The sequence below is a fragment of the Acetobacter senegalensis genome, assembly GCF_001499615.1.
In the GTDB taxonomy this organism is placed as follows: domain Bacteria; phylum Pseudomonadota; class Alphaproteobacteria; order Acetobacterales; family Acetobacteraceae; genus Acetobacter; species Acetobacter senegalensis.
This window is the reverse complement of the sequence record NZ_LN606600.1, coordinates 279,417-299,655: the sequence shown is the minus strand read 5'-3', so window position 1 is coordinate 299,655 and position 20,239 is coordinate 279,417. Positions and strand designations below refer to the sequence as shown.

20 protein-coding genes are annotated in these 20,239 nt (G+C 59.3%); 13 read left to right on the top strand and 7 right to left on the bottom strand.

Going from position 1 to position 20,239, the window contains the following annotated elements:
• The first annotated feature begins 90 nt into the window (after nucleotides 1–90).
• Genes ASN_RS01285 through ASN_RS01275 form a run of 3 tightly spaced genes read left to right on the top strand, consistent with a single transcriptional unit; the run spans nucleotide 91 to nucleotide 4,590 of the window.
• On the top strand, nucleotides 91–1,719 hold the full coding sequence (locus ASN_RS01285; protein WP_058989041.1) for a lysine--tRNA ligase: 1,629 nt from the start codon (nucleotides 91–93) through the stop codon (nucleotides 1,717–1,719).
• Nucleotides 1,720–1,737: 18 nt separating this feature from the next.
• Nucleotides 1,738–3,810: a lysylphosphatidylglycerol synthase domain-containing protein gene (locus ASN_RS01280; protein ID WP_152833945.1), complete on the top strand. Its 2,073-nt coding sequence runs from the start codon at nucleotides 1,738–1,740 to the stop codon at nucleotides 3,808–3,810.
• 48 nt (nucleotides 3,811–3,858) lie between these two features.
• Complete coding sequence (locus ASN_RS01275) at nucleotides 3,859–4,590, top strand: MarC family protein (protein WP_058986982.1); 732 nt, start codon at nucleotides 3,859–3,861, stop codon at nucleotides 4,588–4,590.
• A 152-nt stretch (nucleotides 4,591–4,742) separates the two neighbouring features.
• Here ASN_RS01275 and ASN_RS01270 read toward each other — a convergent pair whose 3' ends face one another.
• Entirely contained in the window at nucleotides 4,743–5,564 is an 822-nt protein-coding gene (locus ASN_RS01270; RefSeq protein ID WP_058986981.1) for a 23S rRNA (adenine(2030)-N(6))-methyltransferase RlmJ, read from the bottom strand.
• The gene (tsaD, locus tag ASN_RS01265) at nucleotides 5,561–6,676 is read right to left on the bottom strand and encodes a tRNA (adenosine(37)-N6)-threonylcarbamoyltransferase complex transferase subunit TsaD (protein ID WP_052051281.1); all 1,116 of its coding nucleotides are present in this window, start codon (nucleotides 6,674–6,676) and stop codon (nucleotides 5,561–5,563) included. Before tsaD ends, ASN_RS01270 begins: the two co-directional genes overlap by 4 nt.
• Nucleotides 6,677–6,707: 31 nt before the next feature.
• On the opposite strand from tsaD, the gene ASN_RS19805 reads away from it, so the two are divergent.
• The 3 genes from ASN_RS19805 (at nucleotide 6,708) to ASN_RS01250 (ending at nucleotide 8,907) form a co-directional block, all read left to right on the top strand.
• On the top strand, nucleotides 6,708–6,884 hold the full coding sequence (locus tag ASN_RS19805; RefSeq protein ID WP_167541274.1) for a hypothetical protein: 177 nt from the start codon (nucleotides 6,708–6,710) through the stop codon (nucleotides 6,882–6,884).
• An 82-nt stretch (nucleotides 6,885–6,966) separates the two neighbouring features.
• Complete coding sequence (gene hemC, locus ASN_RS01255) at nucleotides 6,967–8,037, top strand: hydroxymethylbilane synthase (RefSeq protein ID WP_006558793.1); 1,071 nt, start codon at nucleotides 6,967–6,969, stop codon at nucleotides 8,035–8,037.
• Between the two features lie 12 nt (nucleotides 8,038–8,049).
• Nucleotides 8,050–8,907, top strand: coding sequence for a uroporphyrinogen-III synthase (locus tag ASN_RS01250; protein ID WP_231948318.1), 858 nt, complete (start codon nucleotides 8,050–8,052; stop codon nucleotides 8,905–8,907).
• 624 nt (nucleotides 8,908–9,531) lie between these two features.
• On the opposite strand, the gene secB is transcribed toward ASN_RS01250, so the two are convergent.
• Nucleotides 9,532–10,029, bottom strand: a complete 498-nt coding sequence (gene secB / locus ASN_RS01240; protein ID WP_035379461.1) for a protein-export chaperone SecB — start codon at nucleotides 10,027–10,029, stop codon at nucleotides 9,532–9,534.
• 376 nt (nucleotides 10,030–10,405) lie between these two features.
• Nucleotides 10,406–10,924 (bottom strand): histidine phosphatase family protein, encoded by a 519-nt coding sequence (locus ASN_RS01235; protein WP_006560135.1) that lies wholly within the window; start codon nucleotides 10,922–10,924, stop codon nucleotides 10,406–10,408.
• 176 nt (nucleotides 10,925–11,100) lie between these two features.
• Between ASN_RS01235 and ASN_RS01230 the strand changes: the two genes are divergently transcribed.
• The 4 genes from ASN_RS01230 (at nucleotide 11,101) to ASN_RS01215 (ending at nucleotide 14,876) form a co-directional block, all read left to right on the top strand.
• Nucleotides 11,101–11,781 (top strand): Tim44/TimA family putative adaptor protein, encoded by a 681-nt coding sequence (locus ASN_RS01230; RefSeq protein ID WP_006560134.1) that lies wholly within the window; start codon nucleotides 11,101–11,103, stop codon nucleotides 11,779–11,781.
• Nucleotides 11,778–12,626 carry a DNA-methyltransferase gene (locus ASN_RS01225; RefSeq protein ID WP_058986979.1) on the top strand — a complete coding sequence of 283 codons (849 nt, stop codon included), beginning with the start codon at nucleotides 11,778–11,780 and terminating at the stop codon, nucleotides 12,624–12,626. Before ASN_RS01230 ends, ASN_RS01225 begins: the two co-directional genes overlap by 4 nt.
• 127 nt (nucleotides 12,627–12,753) lie before the next feature.
• On the top strand, nucleotides 12,754–14,172 hold the full coding sequence (locus ASN_RS01220) for a cytochrome-c peroxidase (protein WP_039905741.1): 1,419 nt from the start codon (nucleotides 12,754–12,756) through the stop codon (nucleotides 14,170–14,172).
• Nucleotides 14,173–14,183: 11 nt separating this feature from the next.
• Nucleotides 14,184–14,876 carry a Smr/MutS family protein gene (locus ASN_RS01215; RefSeq protein WP_407922290.1) on the top strand — a complete coding sequence of 231 codons (693 nt, stop codon included), beginning with the start codon at nucleotides 14,184–14,186 and terminating at the stop codon, nucleotides 14,874–14,876.
• On the opposite strand, the gene ASN_RS01210 is transcribed toward ASN_RS01215, so the two are convergent.
• The 3 genes from ASN_RS01210 to hemF form a co-directional block, all read right to left on the bottom strand.
• A complete protein-coding gene (locus tag ASN_RS01210) occupies nucleotides 14,841–15,536 on the bottom strand; it encodes a hypothetical protein (RefSeq protein WP_157765073.1) in 696 nt (231 codons plus the stop codon). The genes ASN_RS01215 and ASN_RS01210 overlap by 36 nt on opposite strands.
• On the bottom strand, nucleotides 15,491–15,967 hold the full coding sequence (locus tag ASN_RS01205; RefSeq protein ID WP_157765072.1) for a hypothetical protein: 477 nt from the start codon (nucleotides 15,965–15,967) through the stop codon (nucleotides 15,491–15,493). The genes ASN_RS01210 and ASN_RS01205 overlap by 46 nt, the downstream gene beginning before the upstream one ends.
• A gap of 124 nt (nucleotides 15,968–16,091) precedes the next feature.
• Entirely contained in the window at nucleotides 16,092–17,006 is a 915-nt protein-coding gene (gene hemF, locus ASN_RS01200; RefSeq protein ID WP_058986976.1) for an oxygen-dependent coproporphyrinogen oxidase, read from the bottom strand.
• A gap of 267 nt (nucleotides 17,007–17,273) precedes the next feature.
• Here hemF and ASN_RS01195 point away from each other — a divergent pair, with 267 nt between their 5' ends.
• From ASN_RS01195 to ASN_RS01185, 3 genes are read left to right on the top strand one after another with little or no spacing between them, the layout of a single operon-like run.
• The gene (locus ASN_RS01195) at nucleotides 17,274–18,461 is read left to right on the top strand and encodes a cytochrome b (RefSeq protein ID WP_058986975.1); all 1,188 of its coding nucleotides are present in this window, start codon (nucleotides 17,274–17,276) and stop codon (nucleotides 18,459–18,461) included.
• Nucleotides 18,458–19,327: a cytochrome c1 gene (locus ASN_RS01190; RefSeq protein ID WP_058986974.1), complete on the top strand. Its 870-nt coding sequence runs from the start codon at nucleotides 18,458–18,460 to the stop codon at nucleotides 19,325–19,327. The genes ASN_RS01195 and ASN_RS01190 overlap by 4 nt, the downstream gene beginning before the upstream one ends.
• Complete coding sequence (locus tag ASN_RS01185; protein ID WP_006560008.1) at nucleotides 19,314–20,204, top strand: S-methyl-5'-thioadenosine phosphorylase; 891 nt, start codon at nucleotides 19,314–19,316, stop codon at nucleotides 20,202–20,204. Before ASN_RS01190 ends, ASN_RS01185 begins: the two co-directional genes overlap by 14 nt.
• The last annotated feature ends 35 nt before the right edge of the window (nucleotides 20,205–20,239 follow it).

Below are 20,239 nucleotides of genomic sequence, written 5' to 3'. Positions count from 1 at the left end.
GGGTCAATGCTTCAGAAAAGCGCAAACACACCGCAGGCTGTGTGTGTTTATGGATTGACCAGCCGCTGCCCAGTTCATAGCTTTCGCGCCATGTCAGATAGCCGTACAAAAACCGAACCCACCCTTCCGCGCGCCTGGCCCTTTGAAGAGGCGCAGAAACTTGCCACGCATGTTGAGGCCCGTACGGCTAAAGCCGGGGCGGATGATGATGCACGGCCCGCCCTGCTTGAAACCGGCTATGGCCCTTCTGGCCTGCCGCATATCGGCACGTTTGGCGAGGTTGCGCGCACATCCTGGGTGCGGCAGGCCTATACGGCGCTGACCGGCCGCCCGTCCCGGCTGTTGGCGTTTTCTGATGACATGGATGCGTTGCGGAAGGTGCCGGACAACGTGCCCAACCGCGAGATGCTGGAAAAGTTTATCGGCCAGCCGCTCTCCCGCGTGCCCGATCCGTTTGGTACGCACGAGTCGTTTGCGGCCCATAACAACGCGCGCCTGTGCAGTTTTCTGGACAGCTTCGGCTTTGATTACGAATTTGCGTCATCCACCCAGTATTATACCAGCGGTCGGTTTGATGCGGCGCTGAAGCGCGTTCTTGAAGTGCATGAAGAAGTGGTGGGCGTGATTGCTCCCACTCTCGGGCCAGACCGCCGCGCCACGTACTCGCCCGTTCTTCCCCTCCACCCGCGCACGGGTGAGGTGATGCAGGTGAAAATGGACGCCGTGAACCCGGAAGCCGGCACGGTGCGCTGGACAGACCCCGCCACGGGCGAACAGTTTGAAACGCCCGTAACCGGTGGCCATGCCAAGATGCAGTGGAAGGCGGACTGGGCCATGCGCTGGTACGCGCTTGGCGTGGATTATGAAATGTCCGGCAAGGATCTGATTGATAGCGTGCGTCTGTCTGGCCGCATCTGCCATATTCTGGGGGGCGAGCCCCCTGCTGGTCTGACTTATGAGCTTTTTCTGGACGAGAACGGCCAGAAGATCTCCAAATCCAAGGGGAATGGGCTTTCTGTGGAAGAATGGCTGCGTTATGCGCCGCAGGAAAGCCTTGGGCAGTTCATGTTCAATCAGCCGCAACGCGCCAAGCGGCTGTATTTTGATGTCATCCCCAAAACGGCGGATGATTATCTGACCCATGTTGAAAAGGCCAAGGCGCTTCAGGCCGCAGACCTCACGGGGAATGACCTGCGTGCCAATCCGGCGTGGTTCATCAACAAGGGTGAAATTGCCGAAAACGCAGGCTCTCCGGTCTCCTTCGGCATGTTGCTGAATCTGGCCAGTGTGGCCAATGCGGAAACCCCGGAAGTGCTGTGGGGCTTTATCCGCCGGTATGACGCAACGGTTTCGCCCGAAACACACCCCATGCTGGCGTGTCTGGTGCAGCACGCCATTGCCTATTACGCTGACTTTGTGCGTCCGGCCAAAACCTTCCGTGCCCCAACGGACAAGGAACGCACAGCGTTGGTTGATCTGGCGAACAGCCTGCGTGGGTATGAAGGTGAAGCGGCGGATGCCGCAACCTTGCAGAATCTGGTGTTCGAGATTGGCAAGCGGCACACATTTGAACCGCTGCGGAGCTGGTTCGGTTGCCTGTATGAAGTTCTGCTGGGCCAGAAGGAAGGGCCACGCTTTGGGGGGTTTGTCGCCCTTTATGGCGTGCATGAAACCGTGGCGCTGATTGAGGCCGCATTGCTGCGAGAGCAGCAGGCCTAAGCGCGGGTTTTTGTCTCCATGGTGAAGACTGTATCCTCATCACCGCAAGGACAGGAGCCGGAACACAAGCCTAAACCTCAGGGATGGCGGCGGTGGCTGAAGCACCTGCCGCATCTTGTGGGGCTGCTGCTTATGGTGGCCGCCATTGCCGTGGTGCAGCATGAACTGCGGCACCTGCGCATTGCCGATATCCGTCACGCCATGGAGGCCATTCCCGGCAAGCGGGTGTGGCTGGGCGTGGCGTGCACCTTTCTGTCCTATTTTGTGCTCTCGTTTTATGATCGGTTGGCCGTGGTGCAGGTGGGGTATGGACAGTTGTCCTACCGCCGCACGGCGTTTGCGGCTTTCTGTTCTTACGTGCTCTCCCACAATCTCGGATTTTCTGCGGTTTCCGGGGCGGCGGTACGCTACAGGCTGTACCGTAACTGGGGGGTAGGCTCCTTCGCCATTGCGCAGATTATCGCCTTCTGTTCCGCCACCTATCTGCTTGGGGCGGCGGTGCTGATTGGTGGCGTGCTGATCTGGGAGCCCTCAGTTATTCCCATGGCGGGCAACCATGTGCCTGGGGCAGTGCTCACGCTTGTGGGTGTGCTGCTGTGGCTGGTGGTGCTGGCTTATATCGGGCTGGCCTTCCGGGTAAGGGAGTTCACCTTCCGCAAATGGACCATCTCCCTTCCGTCTCCTACCATGGCGGTATTGCAGACGGTGGTTGCCGCAGCGGATGTGGCGGCAACGGCTGCCATTGCCTTTGTGTTGCTGCCACCTGAAGCCGGGATAGATTACGGGTCTTTTCTGGCCATCTATATCGCCTCCTACACGGCGGGACTGGTGGCGAGCGTGCCGGGTGGTCTTGGCGTGTTTGATGGTGCGATGCTGCTGGCGCTGGGGCCTTATATGCCCGCGCCGCAGATTTTGGGCGTCGTACTTATTTTCCGCCTGTTCTACTACATTGTTCCGCTTTTTCTGGCGGGTATCATGTTTGCCGCGCATGAACTGTTCCTGCGTGGTGATGATGCGCTGGCGGCCAAGAAGCGCAAGAAGCAGGCACATCCCGACCAACCGCGCCGGGTGCGCCCCAGCCAACTGGTGCGTGAAAGTGAAGCCGGGTTCTCCGTTGCGGTGGCAACAGGCACGGTCTCCTTGTGCGGCATCATGCTGGTGTGTCTGGTGCTGCTGGACCCCGTGGCCAAATACGCGGTGGTGCAGGGGCCGTGGTTCGGCTGGGTGGGGGCAATCAGCACCTATCTGCTCTCGCTGATGGGGGTAGGGCTGATCGGGCTGGGCATTGGTCTCTCCCAACGGGTGACGCTGGCATGGCGCGGCACGCTGCTTCTGCTGGTGATGGCTGCCGTCATGACCTTCCTGCGGGGCAATACGGTTTTTGTGCCGGTCATGCTTGGGTTGTCCGCGTTTCTCATCGCGCCCTTCCGGTCCTGTTACTATCGTCACGCGCGCCTGTTGAGCGAACCTCTTTCAGCGTCCACGCTGCTGTCTCTGCTGTTGCTGTTCGGGTGTGTGATTGCGCTGGCCACGCGGCATGGGGCGGGAAGCTGGTGGCAGATGGTGTTTGTCTTCCCCGCATCCGGTGCCGCACGGTGGACAGTGGCCCTTGCTGTGCTGCTGGCTCTGGTGGTCATCGGGCGGCTTATGCTGCCGGGGCGCATTGCCATCCAGGAATGGGATGCTGAAGCCTATGAGCGTTACCACACGCTTGATCATGCGCTCCCCACTGTGCAGGACATGCATCCGGAAGGCTATGTGACGGGTGAAGCCGGTGAGGCCGTTATTCCCCTGTGCCGCTGTGGTGAATTTCTGGTGGGGCTGGGCGACCCTGCGGGTTCCGAAGATGATAGTGTTTCTGCCATCTGGCGGCTGCGGGATGTGGCCTTGCAGGAAGGGCTGAAGCCCGTGTTCTGGCAGGTAGGCAACACCTTTGTGCGCATTTACGATGATATCGGGCTGAATGTCTGGCCGCTGGAGGGAAGCGAGGGGCTGAATTTCTGTTGTCCGGCGGATGATATTGCACTCGCTTCTCGTGTGATCGCCGCCTATAAGGACGGCGATGCCGAGCCTCCTGTCCCGGCGTCATGACCATTTTTCGAGAGGCTTCCTCTGGGGCCGCATAAGCTGGGTTAAGGGATGTCTGCTCACTTTACCGCCTCCTTCCTGCCGGGAGGCGTTATGCCGGTTGCCACGGCAACCACATCCTTTCTGCTGGCCTTTCCGGCCCTGTTTTCCATCGTCAATCCGCTTGGGGCCTCGCTTATTTTCGCGCAGGCCACCACAGGCCGTTCCCGGCGTGAAATTCTGGCATTGGCCAAGCTGGTTGCGTTCTATTCTTTTGTGCTGATGCTGGTGTCCATCTGGCTGGGCGGCAAGGTGCTGGTGTTCTTTGGCATTACCGTCAGCGCGTTGCGGGTGGCAGGTGGCCTGGTGGTGGCTGTTCGGGCCTGGAATCTGCTGCAAAGCCCGGAAAGCATGGAAGCAAAGAAGGAAAAGCAGGCTCTGCAAGGCGGCAAGACCGTCATGTCCCCCAACTGGTCAGATTCTGCGTTCTTTCCGCTGGCCATGCCGTTTACGGTGGGGCCGGGCACCATTGCCGTAGCCATTGCATTGGGATCAGGTTGCCCGGCAGGCGAATCTTTTCTGGCCTATGAACTGGGCATCACCATTGCTGCTGTCTGCGTGGTGCTGATTGTGTGGGCCGCCTATTCTGGCTCTGAAAAGCTGGTGTCCATGCTGGGCGTGACAGGCACCCGTATTGTCAGCCGTCTGGCCGCACTGGTCCTGCTGTGCATTGGTGTGCAGATTCTTGCGGCTGGTGTGCAGGGTTTTGCCGTGGAAATCTGGCAGCATATGAAGGCGGCCTGATTTCCACCGTCTTCTTCTCAAAAGTGCTGTGAGGCCCGGACGGCAGAAGGCTGCGTTGGTTGCCGTGTATCCGGCTTCTGCCAAGGCCCCTCTGCTTTGGAAACTCCTGCCTTCAACGGCGGGAGGGCAGGCGGCCTCTGAGGCTTTCAGTCCTATTCGGGCACAATCTGCGTAACAGACCATTCATGCGCGTTAAGCCGGGTTTTTAACCGTTCAAGCTGCGCTTTCGCCTGTTCGGCAAAGCCAAAGGGCGGTTTGATAACCAGCAGACCGGAACCGTTCAGGTGGTCCGGATCAACCGGAGGGCGCATCAGCAGTTCTGCCGCCAGAATGTCCCGCACCCCAGCATCCTGCAACGCCATATGAAACGCCCTTACGGGTGTCCGGTGTTTGATGGGATACCAGATGGCGATCATCCCATTGGAGAAGCGGGCCTGAATGGTCTGCACGGCGTTTTCCAGCCGTGCGAACTCGTTGGGTTCTTCAAATGGCGGGTCAATCAGCACAAGGCCCCGTTTGGCTGTCTGCGGCGGGAGGAGAGCCCGCAAGGCCTCATACCCATCGCGTTCATGCACAGTGACGTTTGGGGTGCGGGTAAAGATGCCATAGAGTCTACGTTTGTCTTCGGGATGTTTTTCGCAGCAGATCAGGTGATCGTGCTCCCGCAGCATCATGGAGACCAGCAGGGGTGAACCGGGATATATCTCTGGGCCGCCCGCTTTCCTGACCAGATCCAGCCACGGTGCGAGCGGACTGTCAGGCCCTTCTTCTGTCAAAAGCCCGATGCCGGTCCGCCATTCCTGTGTTTTTTCGGCTTCCTCGCAGCGCAGATCATACCGGCCGATACCCGCATGCGTATCCAGCACCATGAAGGGCGTGGGTTTGCGCAGAAAGCTGCCAATCAGTGACACCAGAAGCGCATGCTTCATGCAGTCAGCAAAGTTCCCGGCGTGGTAGGCGTGGCGATAGTTCATGCCGGGATATCCTGCGGGGCGAAGCGAGCTGCCATGTCTTCCAGCGGCCAGCGGGGGCGAGGGCGAAGGGCTGCGTCGTCGGGCTGTGGCAGGCCGCGTTCGGCGGCTTCACGGCAGGTTTCCAGTGCCGCCCAGCCCACCATCACGGCGTTATCCGTGCACAGGCGCAGGGGCGGGGCGGCAAACTGCAAACCGTGCCGGGCGGCTACATCTTCCAGCCGGGCACGGAGCACCGTATTGGCGGCAACACCGCCAGCGGCAACCAGCAGTCTGGCTTCAGGCATCATGCGCAGGGCATGTTCCATCCGGTTGGCGACCACATCAGCAACGGCCTGCTGGAAGGAGGCAGCCAGATCCGCCGCAAACTGGCGGGGGAGGGGAGCTTGCCCATATGGGGCCAGTTTCTGCGCAATGGCTGTTTTCAGGCCGGAGAACGAGAAATCACAGCCTTCACGGCCCATGAGGGGACGCGGGAGCGGAATGGCCGTGGGGTCTCCCTCCCGTGCCAGTTTTTCCAGCGCCGGGCCGCCAGGCCAGCCAAGGCCGAGCATTTTGGCAACCTTGTCAAACGCCTCGCCCGCAGCATCGTCAATCGTGCCGCCCAATTTGCGGTAACGGCCTACCCCTTCCACGGCAATGCACTGACAATGGCCGCCGGAAACAAGCAGCAGCAGATAGGGGAAGGCCGCGCCACCGGGCACAAGGCCAGGCAGGCGGGCTGTCAGGGCATGCGCTTCCACATGGTTGACCGCCACAAAGGGCTTACCCAGCGCCAGCGCCATGCCCTTGGCAAAACCGCTGCCAACAATCAGCCCCCCAATCAGCCCCGGCCCCGTGCTGGCGGCAATCAGCCCGACCTGCTGGGGTGTGAGGCCCGCATCCTGCAAGGTGGCCTGCACGAGTCCCGGCAGCAGAGCCAGATGGGCGCGTGCGGCAATTTCTGGCACCACCCCCCCGAAATCTGCATGACCGTCCTGAGACACAACCCGTTGGGCGAGGCACTCGCCACTAGCGGAGAGAATCGCGCAGGCGGTTTCATCACAGGAAGATTCTATGGCGAGCACTGGCCCCGGCATGGGTGCGGCGTGTGTGCTGGAAGTAGGGTCGGGCATGCTGTGCTCAGAGGCTGAATTTGAAAGGTTCATGGTTTTTTCAGGATATGCCGGGGAAGAGACATGTGAGGATTATGGTATGGTCGCGCTGTTCGGCGGGATGCCAGAAGCCTTTGTGGCGAGGTCTCTCCCGTATTTTTCAGATGTGCCGTATAAAGGGCTGGCAAAGCGTTGCGTGGCCGGAATGTCGCGTGGCGTGGCGGTGTAGCCACCGGGGGCGCAAAGTTTTCAGACCTGCCGGGCATCATGGCTGCTTGTCCTTTCATCGTTCCCGGTAATAGACACAACTCATGGACTCAGCCTACCCCTCCGTATCCGCCCCCTCGTCCGCGCTGCAGAAAGTTGCGGCTGAAGCGGCGGCCCGCCAGAAAAAGACAGCAGGGCACGCTGCCCGCCGTCATCTGCCCCTCCGTGTTGGAACCCGCGGGTCTCCCCTTGCGCTGGTTCAGACGCGCGCGTTCCTGACCATGCTTACGCGCTTCTGCCCGGTGCTGCGTGATATGGGTGCGTTTCAGGAGCACCAGATCAACACCACGGGCGATCAGGTGCAGAACAGGCGGCTGGCTGAAATTGGCGGTAAGGGCCTGTTTGCCAAGGAAATTCATGAAGCCCTTTCCGATGGGCGGATTGATTTTGCCGTGCATAGCCTGAAAGACCTTGAAACCGATCTCCCGCCCGGTCTGGTGCTGGCCTGCACATTGAAGCGCGAAGATGCGCGTGATGCGCTGATCCTTGGTCCTGATCTTGTGCAGACAGATCCGGATGATCCGTATTCCGCTCTGCCGCAGGGTGCATTGGTGGGCTGTGCGTCCGTGCGGCGGCAGGCACAGATGCTGCATGTACGGCCAGACCTGCAATTTGGTCTGCTGCGGGGCAACGTGCAGACGCGAATCGATAAACTCGCCGCGCGCCAGTGTGACGCAACGCTTCTGGCACTGGCCGGGCTGCGCCGTCTGGGCATGGCGGAGCGTGCAGATATTGTGCTGGACCCCACCGTAATGGTGCCTGCTGCGGGGCAGGGGATTGTGGGCGTTACGGTGCGTGAAGACGATATTGAGCTGCGTGAGCTGCTGGCAGCCATTGAGGATTATGAAGCTCGCGCCGTGGCCACAGCCGAACGCGCGTTGCTGGCCGAACTGGATGGGTCCTGCCGCACCCCCATCGGCGGTTATGCGCAGCTTATTCCCGTTGTGGCGGGAGAAGAGCCCAAACTGCATCTGACAGGTCTTGTGGCGCGGGAGGATGGATCCTTCCTGCTCAAGCGGGCGATTAGCGGCGCGCCGGAAGATGCGGCCTATCTTGGCCATGAACTGGGCAAAAGCCTGCGGGCAGATAGCCCGGATGACATTTTTGAGGAATGAGGAGGCTGTGTTTTGACAGCCTCTTCCTCACGGAAAAAGGCTGCCAGAGGCCGCGTGCCCTTCAATGTCGAGACTGAAGAGGCCAGCCTGCCAGAAGGGACCAGCGGGACCAACGCTTCCTACGGTTTAAAAAAAGGCGAGCCAGAAGACGTTCCTGCCCGCCATTCCACCGGTGTGATTGTGACCCGGCCAGAACCAGGCTTGTCCGAGACAATGGCTGCCGTTCAGGCGGCTGGGTGGCGCGCGTACTCTTCCCCTTCCTTGGAAATTCTGCCTCGTATCGTGCCGCCTTTGCGCCGGAAGATACAGGCGGTTGTGCTCACCAGCGGGCAGGCTGTGCCCTCCGCCGGGCAGGCTGTGCCGCTTGATACACCCGTTTATGCGGTGGGTGATCGCACTGCACAGCGCGCGCAGGCGGCGGGGTTTGCGCATGTGGTCAGTGCTCAGGGGGATGCGGAGGCCTTGGCAACCTTGCTAAGGGACGCTCTGACACCACAGGCCGGGTTATTGCTGTTGCTTTCAGGTGCAGGGCAGGGGACGGGCTTGGCTGCGGACCTCAGACAGGTCGGGTTCCGGGTCGTGCGGCGCGTGGCGTATGAGGCTCGTCCTGTGCATGAGATGTCAGCCGAGGTTCAGCGCGTGCTGGCCGCAGGGCAAATCAGCCATATTCTGTTTTTTTCCGCCGAGAGTGTCCGGGGGTGGCTGAAAGCTCTTCCCGGTTCTCTGCTGGCTCAGGCCGCGGCTGCCACGGCGATCGTGATGTCTGAAGCAGCAGAAGACATCCTCCGCCATGCTGGGTGGCGGGATGTGCGTATAGCTCCGCACCCTAATGCTGCAGCACTTCTGCTGGCCTTGGGGGCGTGCAGGTAGGGAGTAACTCTAAGATCCCTTCCTATCGCAGGTTTGGTTCTTCATCTTCTTCCGTCTGCCGCCAGCTTTCTTAACCGCTTAGCCGCGCTTTCATTTCCGCTTCGGGTGAGATCGAAAAGTCAGTGCCAATGCAGTGTCAGCATCGGGAGGGCAAAGATGGGGGCGCCTGTAAACTGGATGGGAGCAGCCCCGAACGGTTCCTGTGCTGCCACGTAGTCTTCTTCCGTAAAAAGCGTCTCTCAGGTGAGGGTATGGGACGTCGCGGGAAGACCGCTTAAAAGGTTGAACAGGCAGGACAGATACGGGATTTTTGAGGCGGACAGGCGGACAGGCGGACAGGCGGACAGGCGGACAGGCGGATTCAAAGGGGTAAAGACCTGAAGGCTTTCCGTTTGATGAGGCAGCTGTGGCGTCTGGACGAAAATTCCATGCAGGATGCCTTTATCGTTCACCCCCGAAAAGCCCAGCCAGGCTGATCTGGCAGATTTTTCAAAGGTTTGCTGAGTATGCGCAGTCAGAAAGAGCAAACGCATTTTCGCATGAAAAAAGGCTTTCAAGCGGATGCCTGAAAGCCTTTCTGTGTGCTGGAGGGAAGTCTGAACTCCCCTCTCGCGGGCCGTTAGATCAGGCGTTGCCTGCGGTCTGCGGGAATTCAGCGCGCTTGGCCTGCCACAGGGCCACAAAATCAATCGGCTGCAGCACGATGGGCGGGAAGCCGCCATCACGCGTGACATCGCTGATGATGTTACGGGCATACGGGAAGATAAGGCGCGGCACTTCAACCAGCAGCATGGGCTCAATGAGTTCCTGCGGCGGGTTGGTAAGGGTAACAACGGCAGCGTAGGCCAGTTCGGCAATAAAGACGGTACGGCCAGGCGTGCCACCTTCCTGTTCCGGTGCTTCCTTGGCTTCAGCCTTGATGGCCAGCGTCACTTCATACACGGCCTGATCATCCTGCAGGCGGTTGGCCTGCACATCAATGTTCACGGCAATGTTGGGCTGAGAGCGCAGGGTGGCAAAAATTTCTGCCCCTACCGGTACCTCGAAGGACAGATCCCGCGTGTATTGCAGGTTAATGGCCAGCGGGAGGGCGGGCGGGGTGGACTGGTCAGATTCAGACATGGAAAAAAACAGCTTTCTTGTCAGGTCATACTGAGATGTTCGGCGGTAGCATGATGGTGTCCCTTCGCCAACCGTCCGAATGGCCCAGGGGCCAGACAAAGAGGGCACTTCCTGCCGTTCTCTGCAAGGGGAAAAGAGCGTGGGGCGGCGACTAAGTGGCTGTTTCAAAGTCTGCCTGATTGATCTCGCAGGTCTTTTTATGCCGGAACAGGTGGCTTCCGGGGCTTACTGTCTTCGCTCTGCAGGGGGCATTAAAAACTATTTTTTAACGTGAAAATCCTCTGCCGGGCTATGGCGCAGACTTTTCAACTGCTCTCTCGTCAGTATCGCCACGGGTTAACTGACGGCACGCTCTAAAGCGGCCTTGCTGGCCTGATCAAAGGTGCTCGTGCCGCCAGTCCCCATTTTCCAGACTGTCTCCGCACAGGCCCAGCAGGAACCACCAGTGCGAGACAACAAGTGTTTCTCCGCTGGCCGGTTGTGCCGCCATGAAGGAGCGGAAACGCTGCACCCGGCTTTGCAGATGGCGGTCACTTTCCGGCAGGTCAGACCACCAGATTTCGTCCAGACCCGCAAAATCAAGCCGGGGCCATGCAGAACAGAGGGCAGAGGCGGGAGAGCCTTCATCGCAGGAATACATGCCGCGTTCGCGTACCAGCGGTGTGATCTCCGGCGTAATGCCCAGCGCTTTGGCAATGGGAGCCGCCGTTTCCAGCGCGCGAGTGAAAGGGGAGACCAGAATGCGGGTAATGTGTTCTCCCGCAAGTTCGTGCACCAGCCGGCGCGCGTGCTCGCGCCCCTGAGCAGACAGACAGGGGTCCGCCACACCGGGGTCTCGCCCTGTCAGGGTGTAGAGCCGGTTGAATTCGCTTTCGCAATGCCGCAGAATGATCATGTTCTAGCAGATAGTGAGAAAACAGGGGTTTTCGCAAGGGCGCAGCGTTTATTAAGGCTGCGTGATACGGGCTGCTCATTGTAACAGGCAGGGGGCTTGTCTATGTGTAAAGAAAGCCCAGTTCCTGAGTGCACCGCGCCAAAGGGGCGGCCACGTAGAAAATGGACATGTGAAAGATGGATTTTTCCTTCGGCCACTTCCCGGTCGATCTGATTCTTTTTGCCCTTGTGGCGGCCTTTCTGGCTCTGCGGCTGCGCAGTGTTCTGGGGCGGCGGGTTGGCATTCAGCCTGCACCCATGCCTGTAGCACCCCGGCCTGATCCGGCTGGTGTGGTGATTGACGGCAAAGCCGTGCCGCAGGAACAGGCGGTGGAGTATGATATTCCGGCTGCCGGAACCCGCGTAGGGCAGTTGCTGGCCGATATTCGGGCGCAGGATGCGTCCTTCACGCCGCAGCAGTTTCTGGCCGGTGTGCAGACAGCCTTCCGGCAGGTGGTGACAGCATTTGCGGAAGGTGATCGCACAACGCTGAAAAACCGACTGACCCCTGCTGTCTATGCCTCTTTTGAAGCCGCCATTGCCTCCCGTGAGGCTGCCGGGGAAAAGCAGCGGACCGAGATCAAGACGATTCGGTCCTTGGGCATTGAAGATGTCCGCCTGACCCCACTGGCTGTTGGGGTGGGTGCTTCTGTGGATGTGCGCATTGTGTCTGACCAGATCAGCCTTGTTCTGGGGGCAGATGGTCAGCCGATCAGCGGCATGGATGCCGTGACAGAATTTTCAGACCTGTGGACCTTCGAGCGTCTGCTGGGAACGGCTGGCAGCAGCTGGCGTCTGGCGTCGGCGCGTAGTGCGTGAAGGCATCAGGACGGCCTGAGCCTGACGCGCCGATTCGGTCACGGCGTTACAAGGTTGGGCAGCAGGAAATTGTGCGTGGGGATTGTCTGCGCGTTCTGCGGCGCATGCAGGCGGATTCAGTGGATGTGGTGGTAACCTCTCCACCCTATAACATTGGCCTGTCTTACCGCAGTTATCCGGACCGCAAGGAAGAAGCCCATTATCTGGACTGGATGATGGAGGTAGCCGCGGGGTTGCAGCGCGTGCTGCGTCCTGATGGCTCGTTTTTCCTCAATATTTCAGGATCATCCGCTCAGCCGTGGCTGCCGTTTGAACTGGCGGTACGGCTGCGCTCGCTGTTTGTGCTGCAAAACCATATTGCGTGGGTCAAATCCATTTCTGTGGGTGAAGACAGCTTCGGCCACTTCAAGCCCATGAACAGCAAACGGTATCTGCACCGCGGGCATGAACACCTGTTTCACTTTACCCTGAACGGGGATGTGATGCTGGACCGCCTGACGGCGGGTGTGCCGTACAAGGATAAATCCAACATTGCGCGGCGCGGCCACAAACAGGACCGTCGGTGCCGGGGGGATGCGTGGTTCATCCCGTATGAAACTGTGCGGGACCGGGCTGAAAAATTTGATCATCCCGGCACATTTCCCGTAGCACTGCCGGAACAGTGTATTCTGTTGCATGGTCGGAAAGAGGCCAGTGTGCTTGATCCGTTCATGGGCACCGGCACCACCCTTCTGGCAGCGCAGCGGATGGCATGCCGGGGCGTGGGAATTGAGATTGATGCGGATTATGTGGCCATCGCCCGCAGGCGGCTGGAAGAGGATCAACTCTGCACTGAAGAAGGATGATCGAAAACTTTCATCATTCTGATAAAAATAATCCATTTGACTGTTTGATATGTATCAAACACAACCCTGATGAGAACGAATAAAAGCTTTTCCAGCATTATTTGAAAAATCATCAGGAGTTTTGGTGTTGCGTAGATTGATAGCTTCTCTGGTCGGGGCGGGTGTTCTTGCTTATGGCGGGACAATTGCGTTTTTGACGCATTTCGACCATGTGACAGCGCCTGAACTGCCCGCCACTTCTCCGACAAAGCAGGACCCCGTTGCTCTGGCTGCGTTCAATGCCTTGCGTGAGGCGCGGTGTGACTACTGCCACGCTACGGGCCGGGATCTGCCCTTTTATTTCAAGGTGCCCGTTGCCAACCAGTTGATGGAAAAGGATCTGCATGAAGGTCTGCGCCATTTCCGGATAGAGCCGGTGCTGGCAGCCTTTGATCAGGGCAAACCACCAACGGAAGAACAGCTTTCCCGTATTGAGGAAGTCATTACCCAGAACCGCATGCCCCCCACCATGTACCTGCTGATGCACTGGCATGCGCATCTGTCTGATGCCGAACGCCAGTCCATTCTGCACTGGGTGGAAGAAACGCGTCGCAAATATTATGCGGATACCGGGGCTGCCGAGAAATTTGCAGCCGAACCTGTGCGACCGGTTCCGGAAAGCGTGCCGGTGGATGCTGCCAAGGTTGCCTTGGGCCGCCAGTTGTTTTTTGACAAAACCCTCTCTGGTGATGGCACGCTGAACTGCGCAAGCTGCCATGATCTGAACCATGGTGGCGTGGATCATCTGACAACAGCCACGGGCATTGGCGGCCAGAAAGGCCCCATCAATGTGCCAACAGTTTATGATGCCTATTTCAAGGTGGCGCAGTTCTGGAACGGCCGTGCGGCAGATCTGGCTGAACAGGCTGGTGGCCCCGTGATGAACCCGGTTGAAATGGGCTCGCACGACTGGCCGGGTGTGGCTGCCAAATTGCAGGCAAATCCGGAATATACGGAACTGTTCCAGTCAGCCTTCGGGCCAAATGCGAGCATTGATCAGAACACCATCACCACGGCCATTGCCGAGTTTGAAAAGACACTGATCACGCCTGATAGCCCGTTTGATGAGTATCTGAAGGGCAACGCTACGGCCATCAGTGATCAGGCCAAGCGTGGTTATGAAACCTTCAAGCGGATTGGCTGCTCCGGTTGCCATAGCGGTATTGCACTGGGTGGCGGTGCTTATGAGGCAATGGGGCTTGAAGGAGATTACTTCAAAGACCGTGGTGGCAAGGTGACGGACGCCGATGAGGGGCGTTACGCGGTAACCCACAATAATGATGACCGCTTCCGTTTTGTGGTGCCCACCCTGCGCAACATTGATCAGACCGCACCATACTTCCATGATGGTAGCGCCAAGACGCTTGATGAGGCTGTGCGCAAGATGGCCCGTTATCAGACGCCTGATCATGACATTACAGATCAGGATGTTTCGGATATCGTGGCGTTCCTGAAAACACTGACCGGTAAATATGAAGGTCGTTCTCTGGCTGATATGGCCAAGTAATATCCGGTTCTTTGCTTGAAACAGGCCCGCCCGCAGGTGATAGACTTGCAGGCGGGCTTTTTTTATGGGGTTGCACGCGGATAACGGGAGACAAGGGTGTGGTGAAGCGGCGTCGGTTACAGGAAGAGGAAAAGACGCTGTGGTACCACGTCATGCGGGATGTTGTGCCGTTGCATGGAAGCGGTTCCAGCGCGGAAGCCGAAGGGGAAACACCCGCTACGGCTGAAGCGGCGAGTGAAGTGCCTCCGCTTGCGTCTGTTCGGCCTCTGCCGCGCAAGCGCCGGATGCGCACCGTTGATGTGCCCTTGTTTGTGCCACCTGCCCAACCGGCCGTGCGGGTGCAACATGCGCCTCACCCTACGGAAGAGATTGGGAAGCGCTATCCCGGCGTGGATAATTACAGTTGGCGTACGTTTTCACAGGGAGACATGCGGGTGGAGCGGCGGCTGGACCTGCATGGGCTGGTTGCGCAGGAAGCGTTCCGGCGGCTGATGGAATTCATGGATGTTGCGCAGGTGCGAGGCCTGCGGTGCGTGGAAATTATCACCGGCCTTGGCTCCGGGCAGGAGGGCGGTATTTTGCGGCGTGAACTGCCCCACTGGCTCGCTCGCCCGGAAATTCGCGGCCGGGTGCTTGGCCTGTCCTACCCGCATGCGGGGAACAAGGGCTCAGTCCGCGTATTGCTGCGCCGCCGCCGGGGCTAAAGGCGCATCCCGCCACCGGGGCACATTGAAGGCCAGCCAACGTCGGAGGGCGAGCACAACGCTAAGGTCTGGCATCATGGTGGCATAGGCGCTGGTGCAGGCGGACCCCGTGAGCACGATCTGGTTTTCATCCCGCGCATGGGCCTTGAGATCATGGGATGCAGCAGCGATCTGGCTGGCGTGCCGCCATTGCGCCACCGTGGCCGGAAGAGAGAGAATGGGCAGCATCAATCCGGCTTTTATGGCAGTGGCGGTCGCGGTGGCAGACCACGCCTGATAGAGCAGCGCGTTGGGAGTCCGGTGCCGTTCCTGCGTAAAAACCGTGTTGAAATCCAAAGGCAGACCTTGCCGCAGGAAGGGGCTGTTGGCAGGCGCATTGGAAAAAAGCGGGAGAAACCCGTCTTCCTGCAGCGCTGCCATCCGGCCTGAAAAATCGACATCAAACGGAAGCTGGATCACATCCACCGTGCCGGCCCGCAAGGCCTGTAAGGCAGCCTCCGCCGTGCCGAAACCAGTCAGAGGCAGAGGGCGCATACCCAACAGATCAAGGGCCAGCAGGGTGGGAAGTTCTGGCCCGGTATAGCGGGAGACCCCTACCCGAAGCGGCTGCCCCTTCAGAATGCTGGCAACAGACCGATGCAGCGCGGCCTTGCCCACCACAACAGTAGGCTGGTGGCTGAGAAAAGTAGGAACCCAGCGCTGATAATCATAATGAACGCGGCTATCCCCGCCAACGCGGCCAGAATAGCGGTGCCCGGCACCATCAGCCCTGCGGGGGGCGTGGCTTGCTCCTGCTGGGTGTCAAACAGATTTGCGCCGGTTACACCGTCCCACCCGGTAGTGGTGGTCAGCGGGAAGGCGGAGGAATACTGAAGTTCATCCGCCAGAATGGGTGCGAGCAGAGAGGCCCATTGCCCGCACTGGCTTTCCGCCACGCCCGCGACAATAAGAGGAGCAGGGATGGCGGACCCGGCACGGGCGGTTGAAACGCTGGCAACAGAATACAGGCCAGAGAACAGTCCGGCCATCATCATCCTGCGGGACAGGACGTGTTTTTGTTCGGGCTGCTCTGTCTGCTTTCGACCTGGCACGTTGTACAATCCCCTTTGGTCCTTATACTTGACCATTTTCTGCAGGCATAGCGCGGTCAGGGAAAAGGCCCGCTGCACGCCTGATGCTTTTAAAAACGCAACACGGCAAAATCAGGGCTGGCTATCAGGGCCATTTTACCTCGGGCGGCATGCTCATCAGAATGGCTTCCGTGTGGCCTCCGGTTTTCAGGCCAAACAGTGTGCCGCGATCATGCAGCAGGTTGAATTCCACATACCGGCCACGGCGAACAAGTTGTGCATCGCGCTGCTCCGGTGTCCACGGCTCCATCATGCGGCCGCGGATAATCTCCGGATAGGTTTCCAGAAATGCGAGACCTACGTCCTTGGTGAACGCAAAGTCTTCGGCAATGTTGCCGCTATCCAGCCGGTCATAGAAAATGCCGCCCAGACCACGGGGTTCATTGCGATGGGGAAGGTAGAAATACTTGTCACACCACGCCTTGAAGCGCGGATAATATTCCGGATCATGCTTGGCGCAGGCCTGCTCAAAACCGGCATGAAACCGGGCGGCGTCATCAATGGCTTCCTCGGACGCCGGAAACATGGGGGTGATATCTCCGCCGCCGCCAAACCAGCCCTGTGTCGTGATGATCATGCGGGTGTTGAAATGGGCCGCAGGCACCAGCGGGTTGCACATATGGGCCACAAGGCTGATGCCTGTGGCAAAAAAGCGCGGATCTTCTGAAGCGCCGGGAATAGTAGCGGCAAACTCCGGGCTGAATGTGCCTTCCACAGTGGAAACGTTCACGCCCACCTTTTCAAACACACGCCCATACATCAGGCCCATCACGCCGCCACCGCCGGGTGTGCCATCCTGATTCAGTCGATCCCAGCTTTTACGTTCAAAGCGGCCTGCTTTTTCATGTCCGGCCAGAATGGGGCTGCCCTTCTGCACGGCGTCTTCTTCAATCTGCTCAAAAGCAGCGCAGATTTTGTCCCGCAGGGCTTCAAACCAGGTGCGGGCCTCCGTCTTGAGGGCGTTGTGGGCCGGAACGGAATCAGCTTTGGTCGGAATCATGCCGGGTCTTGTATCCTCTCACACGCAGGGTTTCTGCCAGTTTCCCTAGGGGTGCGCTTTCTTGGCGATCATTGCAAGATCACCCTGTTCATCGCTAAACACGGGGGCGCTGTAAAGGCTGATGCCGCAAATCCCTGCTTCCACAGGGTTGCGCCCTCCTTTACGGAGTGAGGGTGGCGCAATGGCGCTATCCAAAAATCAGGCGGTTGCGGAGGGGCGTGTTCTCTTGGGGCGTGTTCTTTCTGCCTATACAGCAGGAGAGAGCGGATGGAGGGCAGCCCATCTTGCAAGGACCAGACAGGCCGGAGGCATGAGGCTGCTGGCGTGGTGGCCTTTGTAAAAGACTATATGGGGTTTCTGCTCCCTGCGGACTTGAACCTGCTGTGGACTATTGGTGCCATGCTGGTCGCCGTGCTGGGCCTGATGCTCCTCAGCGGCCTTACGCTGGCGTTGTCCTATACGCCGGATGCATCCTTGGCTTTTGGCTCGGTCGAGGCGTTGGAACGGCGCATGCCATCCGGCTGGTTGCTGCGAAGCCTGCATATGACAGGTGCCAGCTTTTTCATGGCTGCTTTGTACCTGCATGTGTTTCGTGGCCTGTATTATGGTTCCTATCGCGCGCCACGCCGGGGGCTGTGGCTGATCGGATCGGCCCTGTTGGTCATGGTCATGGTTACGGCCTTTGCAGGGTACGTGCTGCCGTGGGGGCAGATGTCCTACTGGGGCGCAGATGTTGCCGGAAAAGCCGTAGGGGCCGTGCCGGTCATCGGCTCCCTGCTGGAGCGGGTGTTTCTGGGGGGCGATGCCCCCGGAACGCCGACCTTGCATCGCATGTTCGTGCTGCATTTTACCTTGGCGTTCAGCATTGTGGGGGCTGTGGTACTGCATGTGGCCGTGCTGCATGCCAGAGGCAGCAGCAGCCCGTCTGGCCCACAGGGGGAGACCCCGGCACGGATGCTGCCTTTTTATCCCTATTTTACCATCAAGGACACACTGGGCGTTGTGGTGATGGCACTGTTGTTTACGACGGTGATGTGCTTCTGGCCGGGCCTGATTACCGAGCCCGCGAATTATCGACCAGCCAACCCGTTGCATACGCCAGCAGATATTGAACCCGAATGGTACTTTCTGCCCTTTTACGGAATGTTGCAGGCTGTGCCTTCCAAGTTTGGCGGTCTGCTGGTGTCTGCCGGGGCCGTGGTGGTTCTGTTCTGTGTTCCGTGGCTGGATCGCGGGCTGGGATGGACTGGGCCGCAGTCAGGTATGCGGTGGCTTGCGTGGCTGGCAATGAGTGTTCTAGTGGCGTCTTTTGTATTGGCCGGGCTTGCGGGGAGCCATCACGTACAGGGCGTTTGGCTACTGGTTGGCCGCCTGGCAACGGTGGGATATTACGCTTACTTTCTTGGTTTTCTGCCGTTTTACGCAAAGCTCGCTAACTGGGGAGAACGTGCGTGACCAGAACGCAGGTATTGTCCTCCTCCATTGCGCAGGCCCGTAAATGGGGGGGCGTGGCGCTTTTGCTGGGCGTAGGGCTGGGTCATGGTCCGGCGGGGTGGGCGCAGTCTTTGGCCCCGGCACAGGCTCCTGTTCAGAACTGGTCTTTCAAAGGGCCGCTTGGTCATTTTGATCTTGCCGCCGTTCAGCGTGGCTATGCCGTTTTTGCGGGCGTCTGCGCGTCCTGCCACGGGCTCACACAGGTGCATTTTTCTGATCTGGCAGGAATGGGCCTGACATCGGAACAGATAGCGGCCCTGGCCGAGGCATGGCAGGTGCCTAACGGTCTGGATGCGGAAGGGCGACTGAAGCACCGCAAGGCGCAGCCTGATGATGCGTTGCCGGAGCCTTATCCCAACGCACAGGCAGCCCGTGCTGCCAACCGTGGCGCGGTGCCGCCTGATCTGTCTCGTATCACGCAGGTTTATCCCGGTGGGCCGGACCGCGTGTTTGCGTTGCTGACCGGATATGGTGCCCCGACGTCCCATCAGAGTGGGCAGGGGAGCGCTGCTGGCGAAGGTTTGGTCGGAGGGGCTCACCCTGCAGGCGTGGCAGGCGGGGAGGGCGGCTTTGCCAACCCCTATGCCATTGGGCACCGTACCGCCATGCCGCCGCCGTTACGGGATGGCGCGGTTGTGTTTGCCGATGGCACACAGGCCACTGCAGAGCAGGAAGCGCGCGATGTCACCGCCTTTCTGGCATGGGTTTCCAACCCGCATGCGGATAGCAAGCGCAGGCTGGGTGTTGGCGTGGCGCTGTATCTGTGTTTTCTCGCCACTCTACTTGTGATCCTGAAACGGAGAATCTGGTCTCATGTCCGAAAGTAATGTTGTGGAACCCGTGATCGGCCTTATCGGCGGGTCTGGCCTGTATGATATTGATGGGCTGGAAGACAAGGAATGGCGCACGGTTGAAACCCCTTGGGGCAAACCGTCTGACCAGCTTCTGTTCGGTCGGCTGGATGGTGTGCAGTGTGTGTTTCTGCCCCGCCATGGTCGTGGTCATCCCATTCCGCCCTCTCGTCTGAACTACCGCGCCAATATTGCGGCCATGAAGATGTCTGGCGTGACGGATATTGTCTCGCTCTCCGCCGTGGGGTCCTTGAAGGAAGAACTGCCGCCCGGCCATTTTGTGATTGTCGATCAGTTTATCGATCGCACCATCTGGCGGGAAAAGAGCTTCTTTGACACTGGCTGCGTGGCCCATATCTCCATGGCTGATCCGCTGTGCCCGCGTATTGGCGATGTGCTGGAAGCCCAGACCAAAGCGCTTGGCATTGAAGCCACACGCGGTGGCACCTATCTGGTGATGGAAGGCCCACAGTTTTCCACTCGTGCCGAAAGTGAACTGTACCGCACATGGGGCTGCTCGGTTATTGGTATGACCAACATGCCGGAAGCCACTTTGGCGCGTGAAGCAGAAATCTGCTATGCAACTGTTGCGATGGTGACGGACTATGACTGCTGGCACACCGAGCACGACAACGTAACAGTGGAAAGCGTGGTGAAAACCATGCAAGGCAATTCAGCCAAGGCCAAAGCCCTGGTAAAGGCGGTTATCCCAGCGCTGGGCAAACCCCGTGGCCTTTGCCCCGCCGGGTGTGATCGTGCGCTTGAGCATGCCCTTATTACCGCACCTGAAGCACGTGATCCGGAACTCATCAGCAAGCTGAAAGTGGTGGCCGGTCGCGTTCTGGGAAACTGATCTGTAAGCCTCCCTTGCGTGTTGGCGCAAAGCAG